General features: G+C 56.2%; 11 protein-coding genes and 1 pseudogene. 9 read left to right on the forward strand and 3 right to left on the reverse strand.

The window, feature by feature from the left end; all coding sequences use genetic code 11:
* Window positions 1-278: 278 nt before the first annotated feature.
* Window positions 279-335 (forward strand): annotated as a pseudogene (locus HVX72_RS22100) (type I toxin-antitoxin system Ibs family toxin); the annotation flags it as partial.
* Between the two features lie 100 nt (window positions 336-435).
* Here the strand turns inward: HVX72_RS22100 and yegD are convergent.
* A complete protein-coding gene (gene yegD / locus HVX72_RS07880) occupies window positions 436-1,788 on the reverse strand; it encodes a molecular chaperone (protein ID WP_181822929.1) in 1,353 nt (450 codons plus the stop codon).
* Window positions 1,789-1,924: 136 nt separating this feature from the next.
* Between yegD and alkA the strand changes: the two genes are divergently transcribed.
* On the forward strand, window positions 1,925-2,794 hold the full coding sequence (gene alkA / locus HVX72_RS07885; RefSeq protein WP_181822930.1) for a DNA-3-methyladenine glycosylase 2: 870 nt from the start codon (window positions 1,925-1,927) through the stop codon (window positions 2,792-2,794).
* Here the strand turns inward: alkA and HVX72_RS07890 are convergent.
* The gene (locus tag HVX72_RS07890) at window positions 2,762-5,734 is read right to left on the reverse strand and encodes a diguanylate cyclase (RefSeq protein ID WP_181822931.1); all 2,973 of its coding nucleotides are present in this window, start codon (window positions 5,732-5,734) and stop codon (window positions 2,762-2,764) included. The two genes, alkA and HVX72_RS07890, sit on opposite strands and share 33 nt — an antisense overlap.
* Before the next feature lie 259 nt (window positions 5,735-5,993).
* On the opposite strand from HVX72_RS07890, the gene udk reads away from it, so the two are divergent.
* From udk to asmA, 3 genes are all read left to right on the forward strand, one after another.
* The gene (gene udk, locus HVX72_RS07895; protein ID WP_042284352.1) at window positions 5,994-6,635 is read left to right on the forward strand and encodes a uridine kinase; all 642 of its coding nucleotides are present in this window, start codon (window positions 5,994-5,996) and stop codon (window positions 6,633-6,635) included.
* Window positions 6,636-6,726: 91 nt separating this feature from the next.
* Window positions 6,727-7,308: a dCTP deaminase gene (dcd, locus tag HVX72_RS07900; RefSeq protein ID WP_042284348.1), complete on the forward strand. Its 582-nt coding sequence runs from the start codon at window positions 6,727-6,729 to the stop codon at window positions 7,306-7,308.
* Between the two features lie 21 nt (window positions 7,309-7,329).
* Window positions 7,330-9,183, forward strand: a complete 1,854-nt coding sequence (asmA, locus tag HVX72_RS07905; protein WP_181822932.1) for an outer membrane assembly protein AsmA — start codon at window positions 7,330-7,332, stop codon at window positions 9,181-9,183.
* A gap of 69 nt (window positions 9,184-9,252) precedes the next feature.
* Here the strand turns inward: asmA and HVX72_RS07910 are convergent, their stop codons facing one another.
* Window positions 9,253-10,836, reverse strand: a complete 1,584-nt coding sequence (locus HVX72_RS07910) for a TerC family protein (protein WP_060569279.1) — start codon at window positions 10,834-10,836, stop codon at window positions 9,253-9,255.
* A 674-nt stretch (window positions 10,837-11,510) separates the two neighbouring features.
* On the opposite strand from HVX72_RS07910, the gene HVX72_RS07915 reads away from it, so the two are divergent.
* The 4 genes from HVX72_RS07915 to wcaA all read left to right on the forward strand — a co-directional run bounded on the left by HVX72_RS07915 (window position 11,511) and on the right by wcaA (window position 16,165).
* The gene (locus tag HVX72_RS07915) at window positions 11,511-12,647 is read left to right on the forward strand and encodes a polysaccharide export protein (RefSeq protein ID WP_042284340.1); all 1,137 of its coding nucleotides are present in this window, start codon (window positions 11,511-11,513) and stop codon (window positions 12,645-12,647) included.
* A gap of 5 nt (window positions 12,648-12,652) precedes the next feature.
* Window positions 12,653-13,099 (forward strand): low molecular weight protein-tyrosine-phosphatase Wzb, encoded by a 447-nt coding sequence (wzb, locus tag HVX72_RS07920; RefSeq protein ID WP_042284338.1) that lies wholly within the window; start codon window positions 12,653-12,655, stop codon window positions 13,097-13,099.
* Window positions 13,099-15,261, forward strand: a complete 2,163-nt coding sequence (gene wzc / locus HVX72_RS07925) for a tyrosine-protein kinase Wzc (RefSeq protein WP_181822933.1) — start codon at window positions 13,099-13,101, stop codon at window positions 15,259-15,261. The genes wzb and wzc overlap by 1 nt, the downstream gene beginning before the upstream one ends.
* Before the next feature lie 61 nt (window positions 15,262-15,322).
* Window positions 15,323-16,165: a colanic acid biosynthesis glycosyltransferase WcaA gene (gene wcaA, locus HVX72_RS07930; protein ID WP_042284758.1), complete on the forward strand. Its 843-nt coding sequence runs from the start codon at window positions 15,323-15,325 to the stop codon at window positions 16,163-16,165.

Below are 16,165 nucleotides of genomic sequence, written 5' to 3' on the forward strand. Positions count from 1 at the left end.
GTTATGAGTTTCTCATCCTGAAACGTTTCACGGAATGATACTAGTTTAGACAGCCATCAAGGGAGAAAAATGGAGGAATTATGAAACCCGGTACGGATTCATCCTAATGGCGGCGCGCTTTGCAAGACGTTACGCAACAATCGATAACGAAAAAAGCGCTGGCGGAAAATGGCGTTAGAGTGGCGGCAAGGCGATGAAGGAGGTAAGCCACGGATTTCAGCGTGACGCTGAAAAGGGAAAGCCCCTCCCGAGGAAGGGGCCAGAATAAGGAAAGGGTTATGATGAAGTCAGTCATCATACTGGTGAGACTCTTAGTCATGAGCTTCCAGGCTTACTCAGACACCAGGGGGAGGGGCGACCCTCCCTTACCCTCACTCCTGAAACTAAGCCACACCACGCTCATGTCAATGCGTTTGCTTGCAGCCTGCGAGGCGGTTAGCGGAAAACAACTTCCGCCCAGCGCGCCAGTCCGGCGGTTACCGAACCAAAGTCATCGCCGCCGGCAATCGGAATGCCCGGCAATTGCCTCGCCAGCGCTTTTTTAATCAGCGGCGAGCGGGCGCTGCCGCCGGTCAGGTAGATCACATCTGGTTTCTCCTGAGCGTTATCCAGCGCCAGTCGCACCTGTTCCAGAATGCGCGTTAGCGGTTGATCCAGCGCTGTTTCCAGCCCCTGCTGGCTGATGGCGGTCGCCAGTTCATCGCTAATAAACGGCAGTGTGGCGGTAAATTCTGGCTGGTCGGACAGGGCGATTTTGCACTCCTCGGCGCGGCGCGCCAGACGATGGCTCAGCCGCTGACGCCAGACTTTCACCAGCAACGCCACTTTTTCCGGTTCGCGGGCATCGCGTACCAGCGTGTCCAACAGGCGACCGTTGGCACTGCTGTAAAAATCGCTCTGGGCCGGAACGTCGTTGATGGCCACGGCGTTCCACCACGGCAGCACCGGCAGGGCAATGCCTTTTTCGGTCTCGCCGCCCATGCCGAGTAGCGGCATCAGGTTTTTGAACGCCAGCGCGATGTCCAGGTCGTTGCCGCCAACGCGGCAGCCGCTGTGTCCGAGCAGGCTGGAACCACGGTCGGCGCGATGGTGCCATTGGGGTCCCATCAGCAGCAGCGAACAGTCGGTGGTTCCGCCGCCGATGTCCACGACCAGTACGCGTTTTTCTTCCTGCAGGGTGGCTTCATAATCCAGCCCTGCCGCGACCGGCTCGTACTGAAAGACCACATCCTGGAATCCGGCGCGGGTAGCGGCCCGCTGCAGAATGCCCTGCGCCTGACGGTTGGCTTCGTCACCGCCCAGCCCCTGAAAGTTGATCGGGCGACCAATGACGGCCTGGGTAATCGCGTCGGCAAGCTGATGTTGCGCCTGATTTCGGATGTGCAGCATCATGGCGCAAACCAAATCTTCAAACAGCGCAACCTGCTGTGGTTTGAGTCCGTTGGCGCCCAAAAAAGACTTGGGCGACTTAACGAAGTAGACCTCTTCCGGATCGTCAACGTATTGCGCCAGCGAAGACAGGCCGAACTGGACGCTGCCGCCGTGAACCTCGATATCTTCATCGCGGTTGAAGCGGATCGCCCGGCGCAGCAGCGCCTGCGTCTCTTCATCCGGCGTTGGTACAGCGTGATGGCGGAACAGCCATTCGCTCACGGCTTCCCGGGTGGGCGCGCAGAGCATTGACGGTAACAGCGTGCTGTCGTTTTCCATTTTCAGTAACTGCGGCGCGCCGTCGCGCATGATCGCGACCGAGCAGTTCGCGGTACCGTAATCAAAGCCAATAAACACCTAATAAATCCCCATGCCAGTGAAGAAGGGGCGTGACTTTAGCGAAATGTCATCGCGCCGACAACTGGAATATGAAAGCAAGGCGTAACAATGGAATAGGGGTTATGCTCAGGGTTTGCAGAAAAAGGAGTGGGTGATGTTTTTCCTGAACTGGCAGCCGCCTTATGACTGGTCCTGGATGTTGGGTTTTCTCGCCGCTCGTGCGGTGAGCGGTGTGGAAAGGGTCGGTGATATGCGCTATACGCGCAGCCTGGTGGTAGGGGAGCATCGGGGGATAGTCACCGTGGTGCCCGATGAACGGACGCATACGCTGGCGGTCACCTTAACCGGGGGGCTGCTGCCGGTAGCGGATGTCTGTCTGGAAAAAATGGCGCGGTTGTTCGATCTCGGCTGCGAGCCGACGAAAATCACCCGGGCCCTTGGCGATCTGGGCGCGGCGCGTCCGGGGTTGCGCCTGCCCGGTTCGGTAGATGCCTTTGAGCAGGGTGTACGGGCAATCCTGGGGCAGTTAGTCAGCGTGGCGATGGCGGCAAAGCTCACTGCAAAAGTGGCGCAGCGCTATGGCGAACCGCTGGCCGACGCGCCAGGCTACGTCTGTTTCCCCGGCCCTGACATCCTTGCCGGCGCCGATCCGCTGGATCTGAAAGCGCTGGGGATGCCGCTTAAACGCGCTGAGGCGCTGATCCACCTCGCGCTGGCCGCGCGTGACGGGATACTGCCCACCAGCGCGCCTGACGATGTTGAGTCTGGGGTGAAAGCGCTACAGGCGTTTCCGGGGATTGGACGCTGGACGGCGAACTATTTCGCACTCAGAGGCTGGCAGGCGAAAGACGTGTTTTTGCCGGATGATTACCTGATCAAACAGCGATTTGCGGGCATGACGTCGGCGCAGATCCGGCGCTACGCGGAGCGCTGGAAACCCTGGCGCTCCTACGCCCTGTTGCACATTTGGTATACCGACGGCTGGCAACCGTCAGTTGATGGCAAAGTAACTGGTATTCAGTAGCAGATCCAGCGGCTGGGCTTCGGTAATGATGTCGCCATAGATCTGGTCGATGCCGATACCCGACAGCGTATCCATGACTACCGCCGTCTGCACCGGGCCGGCGATAGTTTTGCATCCCAGACGCTGGGCGTGACCGTGGATGATCGATACCAGCATTTCATCCATCAGGTTACTGTGGATGCTGGCGCTAAGCTCGCTGTCGAGCAGCAGGTAGTCGGCCATATTGGGGGCCAGCAGATTAAAGATTTGCAGGTCGCGCCCAATCTGGCTGAGGATAATGCGACAGCCCGCCTGACGAAGGGTCTGCAAGGCGGGCGCGGCTTCTTGCGCGTGGAGCAGCAGTGCTTCCGCCGGAATAATCAGGTGCAGCAGACGCCCCGGCAGCGGACTTTTTTCCAGTTGTTGCAACAGTTCGTCTATCAGTGTCGCGCTGGTTAATCCGGCGACGGACAGCGGCAGGGCGATGCTCAGTCCTTTGTGCGCGACCGCCGGGGCGGCATGATGGAAAAAGGCATGAAAGACCCGCCGATCCAACGCATGATTGAGCGCCGGGTCTGCCAGTCCGGCGCGAAACGCCTGTTCTTCCATAACCTCGCCCTCGCTGGTCCACAGACGAAGTGAGATGAGCCACAGGCTGCGCGCTTCCGGAATACGCGGCGACGCGACGCCGCGGGCTAACATCAGCAGATGGTTTTCTTTAATCATGTGCCACTGTTCATCCAGCGACATCATGGCGCGCGGGTGCTGCGCCATTTCCTGCTGCGGCTCGTAGACGGTGACCTGACCGCGACCGCTATTTTTCGAGGCGTAACAGGCGATATCGGCCTGTGACATCACTTCCACCGGCTGGCAGTTGTCGTCGTCAATGAGCGTGATGCCCGCGCTGGCCCCAACCCGGTGCAGACGGCCTTCCCACATAAAAGGGTACTCGTTAACCGCAGTGATGAGCCGGGTGGCGATAACGCGCGCGCTTTCAAGATGACAGTCCGGCAACAACAGGCCAAACTCATCACCGCCCAGACGCGCCAGTACGTCGCCAGGACGAAGCAAACCGAGCATCAGTTGGGCGAGTTCGCGCAGTAACGCGTCGCCCGCAGCGTGACCGGCGCTGTCATTGACAGCTTTAAAACGGTCGAGATCGATAAATACCAGCGCATGATGCTGGTGGGTACTGCGCACCGTTTGCAGCAACTGCTTTAGCCGGGTCTCAAAGCTGGGGCGATTAGTCAGCTGTGTGAGCGCATCATGCGTGGCGCTGTAGCTCAGTTGGCGCAGCATCTTGCGTGACTCGGTGACATCCTGGATCACAAGAACCGAACCAATGTTCCCGCCGTCCAGCGTCGTGAGCGGAGTGATGCTGTAGTGAATATCGTAGCTGCCGCCGTTGCGACAGTGCAGCACCACGTCCTGTTCGATGGCCGAGCGGGACATATCCGCGCTGTAGATGTTTTCCATCAGCGGACCGTTATTGCCTAAGGTAATGTGCAGCACTGTCAGTAAGGGTACGCCGATGGCGTTCTCTTGATGCCAGCCGCTCATTTTTTCAGCGACCGGGTTCATAAAGGTGATTTTCATATCGACGTCTACACAGATTACCGCCTCGCCGATGGAGTCGAGGGTAATGTGCAGCCGCTCTTTTTCCTGAAACAGCGCTTCATTGAGGCGCTTATTTACCCATTCCGTGTGTTTAAGATCGTTAATGTCTTCAATCTGAGCAATAAAGTAGAGCGGCGTGCCGTCAGTATGACGAACCAGAGAAACCGCCAGCAGCGCCCACACCACTTCACCGCTGCGGGTGTAATAGCGCTTCTCCAGCGAATAGCTGTTGATGTCGCCGCGCACCAGCATGTCGAGCTGTTCCAGATCGTTATGCAGATCTTCCGGCCAGGTCAGTTGCTGAAACGTGAGCGTGCGCAGTTCGTCCTGCGGGTAGCCAAGAAACTGACACAACGCTTTGTTGACCTGTAACCACTGTCCTTCGGTACCGACCAACGCCATGCCGATGGCGGAATATTCCATGGCGTTACGGAAGCGTTCTTCGCTTTCCGTAATGTGTTTACGTTCCGCGCGAAACGCATACATCACCATGGTCATGATATTCGCCGGTAGCAGGATCATCAGGAACGGCAGCCACGGCAGATGCGTCAGCAGATTCACCTTCGGCGTAACCAGCAGCGACGGGTCGGCGGCCAGCATCAGTGAAACCACCATCACCGTGGCGAGAAAGACTAAAAAAGCTTCCATGCGCGGCAGGCGCACCGCGCTCCACATCAGCAGCACGATGACGCAGGTAAACGGCCAGGGGACAAACTTCATCGCCAGCCAGCTTAGCACCAGCGTGACGATCAGCGTCAGCAGCGTTTCCAGCAGCAGGCGAGGGTTGCGGTGGCGCAGCAGATAGTGTGGCTTAAACAGCAAGCCCAATGGCACCAGCGCCAGCGCGCCGATGGATTCTGACAGCACCCAGAACAGAAACGCCCGCAGCGGGGTATCGTGCGGAGACAACATCCAGACCAGCATCCCGCCGAGCAGCGGGGGGATCACCGCACTGCCGAAGGCCAGACGGATCCAGTCGTTCAGATTCTGTAACGGGTTATACCCAGGCAGGAGCTTGCGCAGCAACAGCGCGCCTGTTGCCGCTTCAATAATGTTTATCGCCGTATAGGTAAAGTTGAGCGCGCCCGGGGGAAACAGCACCAGCGAGGCGCCAATACTGCCCAGAGAACAGGCGAGGGCGATGCCCGGCCACATGCGACCGGCATGGCGGTAAAAAGCCACCATCATAATGGAGGTAGGAAACCACAGAGGCGCTAACGCATTGCCGAACTGGGATAATTCCAGTGAAAAGAGCGTAAAAACAAACGCCGCCAGACCTAAACTGACGAAGCGCAGCAGAGGGTGCGGTAAGGGAACTAAAACATGTTGGGTTGGTTTACTCATTACCCTATCCGAATAGCCGGGAACGTCGAAGCACGCCAGGACGCGTCAGTGTGAGTCTGTGTTTATGCTAGTACAAACTTTTTACCTTTTATATCCCGGCTGCGCATAATTTGCCGTCAATCCAGAAGTCATCAGGGCGCAGGGACGGGGCTGGCGTGACGTTTCGCCGCGATGCATCTTGTCTGAATTTGTGTATAATTGCCGGCGTTTGACGCTCCGGCGTCTCCCTTCCTTACAGGTTATTCAGGTCGCTAAATTTATGACTGATCAGTCTCATCAGTGCGTCATTATCGGTATTGCTGGCGCATCGGCTTCTGGCAAAAGTCTTATTGCCAGTACTCTTTATCGTGAATTACGTGAACAAGTCGGTGACGAACATATCGGCGTGATCCCCGAAGACAGCTACTATAAAGATCAAAGCCATCTGTCGATGGAAGAACGCGTAAAAACCAACTATGACCATCCCAACGCGATGGATCACAGCCTGTTGTTTCAACATCTGCAAGCGCTTAAGCGCGGCTGCGCGATTGAACTACCGGTCTACAGCTACGTCGAACACACCCGCATGAAAGAAACCGTGCGCGTGGAGCCGAAGAAAGTCATTATTCTGGAAGGCATTTTGCTGCTCACCGACGCCCGTTTGCGCGAAGAGATGAACTTCTCTATTTTTGTCGATACGCCGCTGGATATCTGCCTGATGCGCCGCATCAAGCGCGACGTTAACGAGCGCGGGCGTTCCATGGATTCCGTGATGGCGCAATACCAGAAAACGGTGCGTCCGATGTTCCTGCAGTTTATCGAGCCGTCCAAGCAGTATGCGGATATTATCGTGCCGCGCGGCGGGAAAAACCGCATCGCCATCGATATTCTGAAAGCGAAAATCAGTCAGTTCTTTGAATAAGCCCTGCGAATTGTGTACCGTTCAGTGATAACCTGGTTTGCCCTTGCGACACAATGCGTTAAGGGCCTGCTGCACGAAAGGAGAAAGTGCCATGCGTCTGTGTGACCGAGATATTGAAGCCTGGCTTGATGAAGGCCGTTTGTCGATCAACCCGCGTCCGCCTGTGGAGCGTATTAATGGCGCGACGGTGGATGTGCGCCTTGGCAATAAATTCCGTACCTTCAGCGGCCACACCGCAGCATTTATCGATTTAAGTGGGCCAAAAGATGAAGTCAGCGCCGCGCTCGACCGCGTAATGAGCGACGAGATTGCGCTGGCCGACGGCGAAGCGTTTTATCTCCATCCGGGCGAACTGGCGCTGGCGGTGACCTATGAGTCGGTGACTTTACCCGCGGATTTAGTCGGTTGGCTGGATGGCCGCTCCTCCCTGGCGCGTCTTGGCTTGATGGTGCACGTGACCGCCCACCGTATCGATCCCGGCTGGTCCGGCTGTATCGTGCTGGAATTTTATAACTCCGGTAAACTGCCGCTGGCGCTGCGCCCCGGCATGTTGATCGGCGCGCTGAGCTTTGAACCGCTTTCCGGTCCGGCGCTTCGCCCCTATAACCGTCGCGAAGATGCCAAATATCGCGATCAGCAGGGCGCGGTCGCCAGCCGGATTGATAAAGACTGAGTCTGATCCACTGAGGATAGCATGAGACGATTTCTGACGACGCTGATGATTTTGCTGGTCGTTCTGGTGGCCGGCTTTTCTGCGTTAGTAATGCTGGTCAACCCGAACGACTTCCGTACCTATATGGTGCAACAGGTCGCGGCGCGTAGCGGCTATCAGCTACAGCTGGATGGCCCACTGCGCTGGCACGTCTGGCCTCAGCTCAGTATCCTCTCCGGACGCATGGCGTTGACGGCGAAAGGCGCCAGTGAACCGCTGGTGCGCGCCGATAACATGCGGCTTGACGTTGCGCTGTGGCCGCTGCTTAGCCATCAGTTGAGCGTCAAGCAGGTGATGCTCAAAGGCGCGGTGATTCAGCTCACCCCGCAAACGGAAGCGGCGCGCAACGAAAACGCGCCGGTGCCTCCTAAAGACAATAACTTACCGGACGTCGCGGAAGATCGCGGCTGGTCGTTTGATATCGCCAGCCTGCGGGTGGCCGACAGCGTGCTGGTGTTCCAGCATGAAAATGATGAGCAGGTCACCGTTCGCGATATCCGCCTGCAAATGGAGCAGGATGCGCAGCATCGCGGCGCTTTTGAGTTTTCCGGGCGGATTAACCGCGATCAGCGTGATTTGAATCTGGCCTTAAATGGTACGGTGGATGCGTCCGACTATCCGCATAACCTCTCTGCCGGGATCCAGCAGCTTAGCTGGCAGCTCCAGGGCGCCGATCTGCCGAAACAGGGGATTCAGGGACAAGGACAGCTTCAGGCGCAGTGGCAGGAAGACGCGAAATTACTCTCGTTCAGCCAGCTTGATCTGACCGCGAACGACAGTACGCTGACCGGAAGCGCCCAGGTGACGTTGACGGAGCAACCGGCCTGGCGCATTAACCTGAATTTCGGCAAGCTGAATCTGGATTCCATTATTCCGCTGTCGGAAAACAGCAGCGGCGCTAACGGCGGTGGCGAGCAGGGCGTGACGTCATCGTCTCTGGCCCGACCGGTCATCGCCAGCCGGGTCGATGAACCGGCCTACCAGGGGCTGAAGGGGTTTTCCGCGGAGATCGCGCTGAATGCGGAGAGCGTATTATGGCGCGGGATGAATTTCTCGGCCGTTTCGACGCGAATGACGAATCAGGCCGGCGTGCTGAAAATCGCGCAGCTCGAGGGCAAGCTTGATGGCGGCACGATTTCACTGCCCGGCACGCTGGATGCCAGCGCTGACACTCCGCGCGTGGTGTTCCAGCCGCGTCTTAATGATGTGGAGATAGGCACGATTCTGAAAGCGTTCCATTATCCCATTGCCCTGACCGGTAAAATGTCGCTGACGGGCGATTTCTCCGGCGCGGACATTGATGCCCAGGCGTTTCGCCATAACTGGCAAGGCCAGGCGCGCGTCGAGATGCGCGATACGCGGATGGATGGCATGAACTTTCAGCAGTTGGTTCAGCAGGCGGTGGAGCGCAGCGGCGGCGACGTTGAGGCGATGCGTAATTACGATAACGCCACACGTCTCGATCGTTTCGTCACCGACCTGACGCTCGACCACGGTAAGCTGGGGCTGAACAGCATGGAAGGCGAATCCTCTGTGCTGGCCCTGACCGGTAACGGTACGCTCGATCTGGTCGGAGAGTCGTGCGACACGCAGTTTAACGTGCGGGTGCTCGGCGGCTGGAAAGGGGAAAGTAAGTTGATCGATTTCCTGAAAAACACGCCGGTGCCGCTGCGGGTTTACGGCAAGTGGCAGGCGCTGAATTATAACCTGCAGGTTGACCAGGTGCTGCGTAAGCATGTCCAGGATGAAGCGAAACGTCGTCTCAACGACTGGGCGGAGCGGAACAAAGATACCCGCGACGGCAAAGACGTCAGGAAGCTGCTGGATAAGCTGTAAACCGCCTGTGGCGAGTCCCTTTTTGTAAGGCCGGACAGGGCGCGAAGCGCCGCTGTCCGGCGATTGCCACTACGCGTCGTATTCCCCGTCTTCGTCCGCGCGTAACGGAATCAGTTGCACCTTCTGTACGCGATGACTTTCTACCTGTAGCGTTTTCAGCAAGTAGTCGCCCACCTGAACCTCCTCACCCTCTTTCGGTATACGCTGCAGATATTCCATCAACAGGCCGGCGATGGTGTGATACTCGCGTTTCTCATCGAGCGGCAGGGGAACATACTGCACCAGATCGTCCAGCGGCATATGACCGTTTGCCGTCCACGAACCGTCCTGATTTTTCTGAATATCATGGCGGGCGTCGATCTCTTCCACTTCGTTCGGCAAATTACCGGCAATGGTTTCCATCACGTCGCTCAGCGTCACAATCCCTTCGACAGACCCAAACTCGTCAACCACAAAGGCAAAATGCGTGCGGGCGTTGCGGAACTGCTCCAGCGCCGGCAGCAGCGGGAGCGTTTCCGGGAACACCAGCGGCTGGCGCACCAGTACCCGCAGGTTGAGCGGCTCTCCGCGCAGCGACTGCTGGAGCAGATCGATAACGTGCACCACGCCAAGCAGATCCTCCTGGTCATCTTCGCCGGTGACCACCAGTCGCGTATGCTGGTTTTTTTCGAGCAGGGCGCGGATATCCGCCTCGGGTGCGCAGAGATCGATATGCTCGATATCATGGCGCGAGGTCATAATGCTGCTGACGGTGCGCTGGTTCAGGTTGAGTACGCGCTCAATCATCCGCCGCTCCTGCGGGTTGAAAATTTGCGTGTCGTCATGATCCACCAGCATCGAGGCTGTTTCCGCATCCAGTTCGGCGTCCTCTTTCTTCCCACTTAACAGGCGCATCACTGCTTCGGTCGTTCGCTGGCGCAGCGTATGGTTTGCGGAAAGAAAGCGGCGGCGGTTAAAGATAGCCAACTGGTTCAGGGCTTCAATCATCACCGAGAAGCCGATGGCGGCGTACAGGTAGCCCTTCGGAATGTGGAAACCAAAACCTTCCGCCACCAGGCTAAAGCCGATCATTAACAGGAAACTCAGACAGAGAATGACGATGGTCGGGTGGCTGTTGACAAAACGGGTCAGTGATTTGCTGGCGAGCAGCATCAGCGTAATCGCGATAATCACCGCCGCCATCATCACCGCCAGGTGATCCACCATACCGACGGCGGTAATGACCGAATCAAGCGAGAAGATGGCGTCCAGCACCACGATTTGCGCCACCACGCCCCAGAATTTAGCCCCTTTGCGCTGGGTGGGGTTGTCGCTGTCTTTCCCTTCCAGCCGCTCGTTAAGCTCCATCGTGGCTTTAAACAGCAGGAAGAACCCGCCGAACAGCATGATCAGGTCGCGCGCGCTAAAGCTTAAGCTCTGAACGCTAAAGAGCGGCTTCGTCAGGGTGACCAGCCAGGAGATTGACGCCAGCAAGAGCAGGCGCATCAGCATCGCCAGAATCAGGCCGGTGATGCGCGCGCGGTCTCGTTGCGCGGGTGGCAGTTTTTCGGCGAGGATGGCAATAAAGACTAAATTATCAATGCCGAGGACCAGCTCGATCACCACCAGCGTGACGAGACCGGCCCAGATTGACGGATCGGCAATCCATTCCATAGTAAGCGTAAAACCCTTCGTTATATGACAATTGTCACAATTCGATCATGGATAAAGCTGGCGGAAAATGCAATGCCAGAGCGGGATTTATCCTGCTTTTGTATTTCGTCCCACCCGTAATAATAACCTTAATGTTTCTGTCGGGAATAAATTCTGGATTAAAAACAATTTCGGATATATCGCAGGTTCGGTGGAATATATGCATTTTGTCAACATCAAGTAATTCCTAAAAATGCTGCTTTATATGACTTAATATTAATCTTAAAAAGACAAAATAGCAGGCTTGTTGCCTTGCCTGCTAATACGTTAGCTGTAACAATTCTTCCAGCGTTAATGAGGTGTGAAGAAATATATTGACCGGCATCGTTAATCATTAACCGCCGACATTCTTATTACCTTACGTATTTCTCTGTTGTGGCGGGAGAAAAATCACGAGGTTTGCAAAAATCTAACTTAATCAGTGTATTGGTAGCTAAAAAGCCAAGGGCGGTAGCGTGCCTGAACGCCTGATGACGAGTCTGCATTATTCTGTCAATAGCTTACGGATGAATTCAAATTTTTTAGGACTGATGCCAGTTAAATTTCTTTTCAATTAACTGCAATGTAAATGTGTACGGCGAAGTCGCTATTTAAATTGCACAGGATAATTACTCTGCCAAAGTGATAAATAATCAATGATGAAATCCAAAATGAAATTGATGCCATTATTGGTGTCGGTAACCTTGATAAGCGGTTGCACAGTACTTCCGGGCAGCAATATGTCTACGATGGGTAAAGACGTGATTAAACAGCAGGACGCTGATTTTGATCTCGACCGGATGGTGAATGTGTATCCACTCACCCCGCGACTGGTTGAGCAATTGCGTCCGCGGCCAAACGTGGCGCAGCCGAATATGTCGCTGGACCAGGAGCTTGCCAGCTATCAGTACCGCGTCGGGGCAGGGGATGTTCTGAACGTGACGGTATGGGACCACCCTGAGCTGACAACGCCAGCGGGGCAGTACCGCAGCTCCAGCGACACCGGCAACTGGGTGCAGCCTGACGGCACGATGTTTTATCCCTATATCGGCAAGGTTAGCGTGGTGGGGAAAACACTCGCAGAGATCCGCAGTGATATTACCGGGCGCTTAGCGAAGTACATCGCTGACCCGCAGGTGGACGTTAATATCGCCGCGTTCCGTTCGCAAAAAGCCTATATCTCCGGCCAGGTGAACAAATCCGGCCAGCAGGCGATCACCAACGTGCCGCTCACCGTACTGGATGCGATCAACGCCGCAGGCGGCCTGACCGAAGACGCCGACTGGCGCAACGTGGTGCTGACCCATAACGGCAAAGAACAACGGATTTCCCTGCAGGCGCTGATGCAAAACGGCGATCTCAGCCAGAACCGCCTGCTGTATCCGGGCGACATTCTTTATGTTCCGCGCAATGACGATCTGAAAGTGTTTGTGATGGGTGAAGTGAAGAAACAGAGCACGCTCAAAATGGACTTCAGCGGCATGACGCTGACCGAAGCGCTGGGCAACGCCGAAGGTATTGATCTGACCACCTCCAACGCCAGCGGCATCTTCGTGATCCGTCCGCTGAAAGGCAAAGGTCCGGGCGGCAAGATTGCCAATATTTATCAGCTCGATATGTCTGATGCGACCTCTCTGGTCATGGCGACGGAATTCCGTCTGCAGCCTTATGACGTGGTGTATGTCACCACCGCACCGGTTGCGCGCTGGAACCGTCTGATCAATCAGTTGCTGCCGACCATCAGCGGTGTCCGTTATATGACGGATACGGCCAGCGACATTCACGCCTGGTAATCGTCATGTTTAACAAAATATTAGTTGTTTGCGTGGGGAACATTTGCCGTTCCCCAACGGCAGAACGCTTATTGAAGCGCTACCACCCGGCGCTGACCGTCGAGTCGGCGGGGCTTGGCGCGCTGGTGGGAAAGGGCGCAGACGCGTCTGCCCTTAGCGTGGCGGCCGATCACGGCCTGTCGCTGGAAGGACACTGCGCGCGGCAGATCACCGGACGGCTGTGCCGGGACTATGACCTGATCCTGGCAATGGAGAAAAGACACATTGCGTCTCTGCATGAGCTGGCGCCGGAAATGCGCGGCAAAGTCATGTTGTTTGGTCACTGGGACGATGAGCGCGACATTCCCGACCCGTATCGTAAAAGCCGCGAGGCGTTTGAAGCGGTGTACGCATTACTTGAACGGTCTGCCCGCCAGTGGGCGCAGGCATTGAACGCAGAGCAGGTAAAATAATGACAGAAAAAGTAAGACAGTCTGCCGCTCCGGTAACGGGCAATGATGAAATCGATATCGGCCGCCTGGTGGGCACCGTCATTGAAGCACGCTGGTGGGTGCTGGGGATTACGGCATTATTCGCACTTTGCGCAGTGATTTACACGCTCTTCGCCACGCCAATCTACAGTGCGGATGCGCTGGTGCAGATTGAACAGAACGCTGGCAGCTCGCTGGTGCAGGATATTAACTCGGCGTTGTCCGATAAACCCCCCGCCTCTGAGGCCGAAATTCAGCTGATTCGCTCGCGTCTGGTGTTAGGCAAAACGGTGGATGACCTGGACCTGGATATCTCCGTCAGCAAAAACACCTTCCCGCTGTTTGGCGCAGGCTGGGAACGGCTGATGGGACGCCAGAATGAGACGGTGAAAGTCACCACCTTTACCTTGCCGAAGGGAATGAACGACCAGGTTTTCACGCTGAACGTGTTGGACGATAAGTCCTACGCGCTGACCAGCGACGGCGGGTTTAGCGCCCGTGGGCAGATCGGTCAAACCCTGAACAAAGACGGCGTGACGATGGTGGTGAGCGAGATCCATGCCCGCCCGGACACCGAATTTACCGTCAATAAATTCTCCACGCTCGGGATGATCAACACCCTGCAAAACAACCTGACGGTAACCGAAACCGGCAAAGACACCGGCGTGTTAAGCCTGACGTTTACCGGTGAGGATCGCGAACAAATCCGCGAAATTCTCGACAGCATTACCCGCAACTACCTTGAACAGAACGTGGCGCGTAAATCGGAAGAGGCAGCGAAAAGCCTGGCATTCCTGGCAAAACAACTGCCGGAAGTGCGCAGCCGTCTGGACGTCGCGGAGAACAAACTCAACGCCTTCCGCCAGGATAAAGACTCCGTTGACCTGCCGCTGGAAGCAAAAGCGGTGCTGGACTCAATGGTCAATATCGACGCCCAGTTGAATGAGCTGACCTTTAAAGAAGCGGAAATCTCCAAGCTGTACACCAAAGCGCACCCGGCTTACCGCACGCTGCTGGAAAAACGCCAGGCGCTGGAGGATGAAAAAGCGAAACTCAACGGGCGCGTGACGGCAATGCCGAAAACGCAGCAGGAGATCGTGCGCCTGACCCGTGACGTGGAGTCCGGTCAGCAGGTCTACATGCAACTGCTGAATAAGCAACAGGAACTGCAGATCAACGAGGCCAGCACCGTCGGCGACGTGCGGATTGTTGACCCGGCGATTGCCCAACCGGGTGTACTGAAGCCGAAGAAGGGGCTGATCATACTGGGCAGCATTATTCTTGGCCTGATGTTGTCAATCGTCGGCGTCCTGCTGCGTTCGTTGTTCAATCGCGGTATCGAAAGCCCGCAGGTGCTTGAAGAGAACGGGATCAGCGTTTACGCCAGCATTCCGCTGTCGGAATGGCAGAAAGCGCGCGATAACGTGAAAAGCATCAAAGGCGTGAAGCGTTACAAGCAGAGCCAGTTGCTGGCGGTAGGGAACCCGACCGATCTGGCGATTGAAGCGGTGCGTAGTCTGCGTACCAGCCTGCACTTCGCCATGATGCAGGCGCAGAACAACGTGCTGATGCTGACCGGGGTCAGCCCTTCAATCGGTAAAACTTTTGTCTGCGCCAACCTGGCGGCGGTCATCAGCCAGACCAACAAGCGCGTGTTGTTGATCGACTGCGACATGCGCAAGGGGTACACCCACGAGTTGCTCGGCACCAACAACGTGAACGGCCTGTCCGATATTCTGGTCGGCAAGGGAGATATTTCCGCCTGCGCCAGACCAACCTCTATCCCAAACTTCGATCTCGTTCCCCGCGGCCAGGTGCCGCCAAATCCGTCGGAACTGCTGATGAGTGAACGTTTTGGCGAGTTAATCAAGTGGGCCAGCAGTCACTATGACCTGGTGCTGATCGATACGCCGCCGATTCTGGCCGTGACTGACGCGGCGATTGTCGGTCGCCACGCGGGAACCACCCTGATGGTGGCGCGTTACGCCGTGAATACTCTGAAAGAGGTGGAGACCAGCCTCAGCCGCTTCGGGCAAAACGGCATTCAGGTGAAAGGGGTGATCCTCAACTCTATCTTCCGTCGCGCCACCGGATACCAGGATTACGGGTATTACGAGTACGAATATAAGTCAGATTCCAAATAAAAAACGAGAATGCCGGATGGCAGCGAAACGCCATCCTGCGAAAACGCTTTGGGGAACGAGCATGAATAAAGACAACCCGCTGATTTCAATCTATATGCCCACCTGGAACAGGCAACAGCTGGCGATTCGGGCCATCAAATCGGTACTGCGCCAGGACTATACCCACTGGGAAATGATCATTGTCGATGATTGCTCCAGCGCCTATGAACAGCTGCAACAGTTCGTCGAAGGGTTAAACGATCCACGGGTGCGTTATACCCATAACGACGTCAATTCCGGCGCCTGCGCGGTGCGTAACCAGGCGATCCGACAGGCGAACGGGCAGTACATCACCGGTATTGACGATGACGATGAATGGACGCCAAATCGCCTGAGCGTGTTTCTCGCCCATAAGCATCAGTTGGTCACTCATGCGTTCCTTTACGCGAACGATTATGTCTGTGAAGGCGAAGTCTATTCGCAACCGGCCAGTCTGCCGCTGTACCCGAAGTCCCCGTACTCTCGCCGCCTGTTCTACAAGCGCAACATCATCGGCAACCAGGTGTTTACCTGGGCGTGGCGTTTTAAAGAGTGCCTGTTCGACACTGAACTGAAGGCGGCGCAGGATTACGATATTTTCCTGCGCATGGTGGTGGAGTACGGCGAACCGTGGAAGGTGGAAGACGCGACGCAGATCCTGCATATCAACCACGGCGAAATGCAGATCACCTCGTCGCCGAAAAAATTCTCCGGCTATTTCCATTTTTATCGCAAGCACAAAGATAAATTCGACCGCGCGAGCAAGAAATATCAGCTGTTCACCCTTTACCAGATCCGCAATAAACGGATGACCTGGCGCACGTTGCTCACGCTGCTGTCCGTTCGTAACGGCAAACGGCTGGCTGACGGACTGCGAGGGCGTTAA

This window comes from Citrobacter sp. RHB21-C05 (genome assembly GCF_013889015.1).
Classification (GTDB): domain Bacteria; phylum Pseudomonadota; class Gammaproteobacteria; order Enterobacterales; family Enterobacteriaceae; genus Citrobacter_A; species Citrobacter_A sedlakii.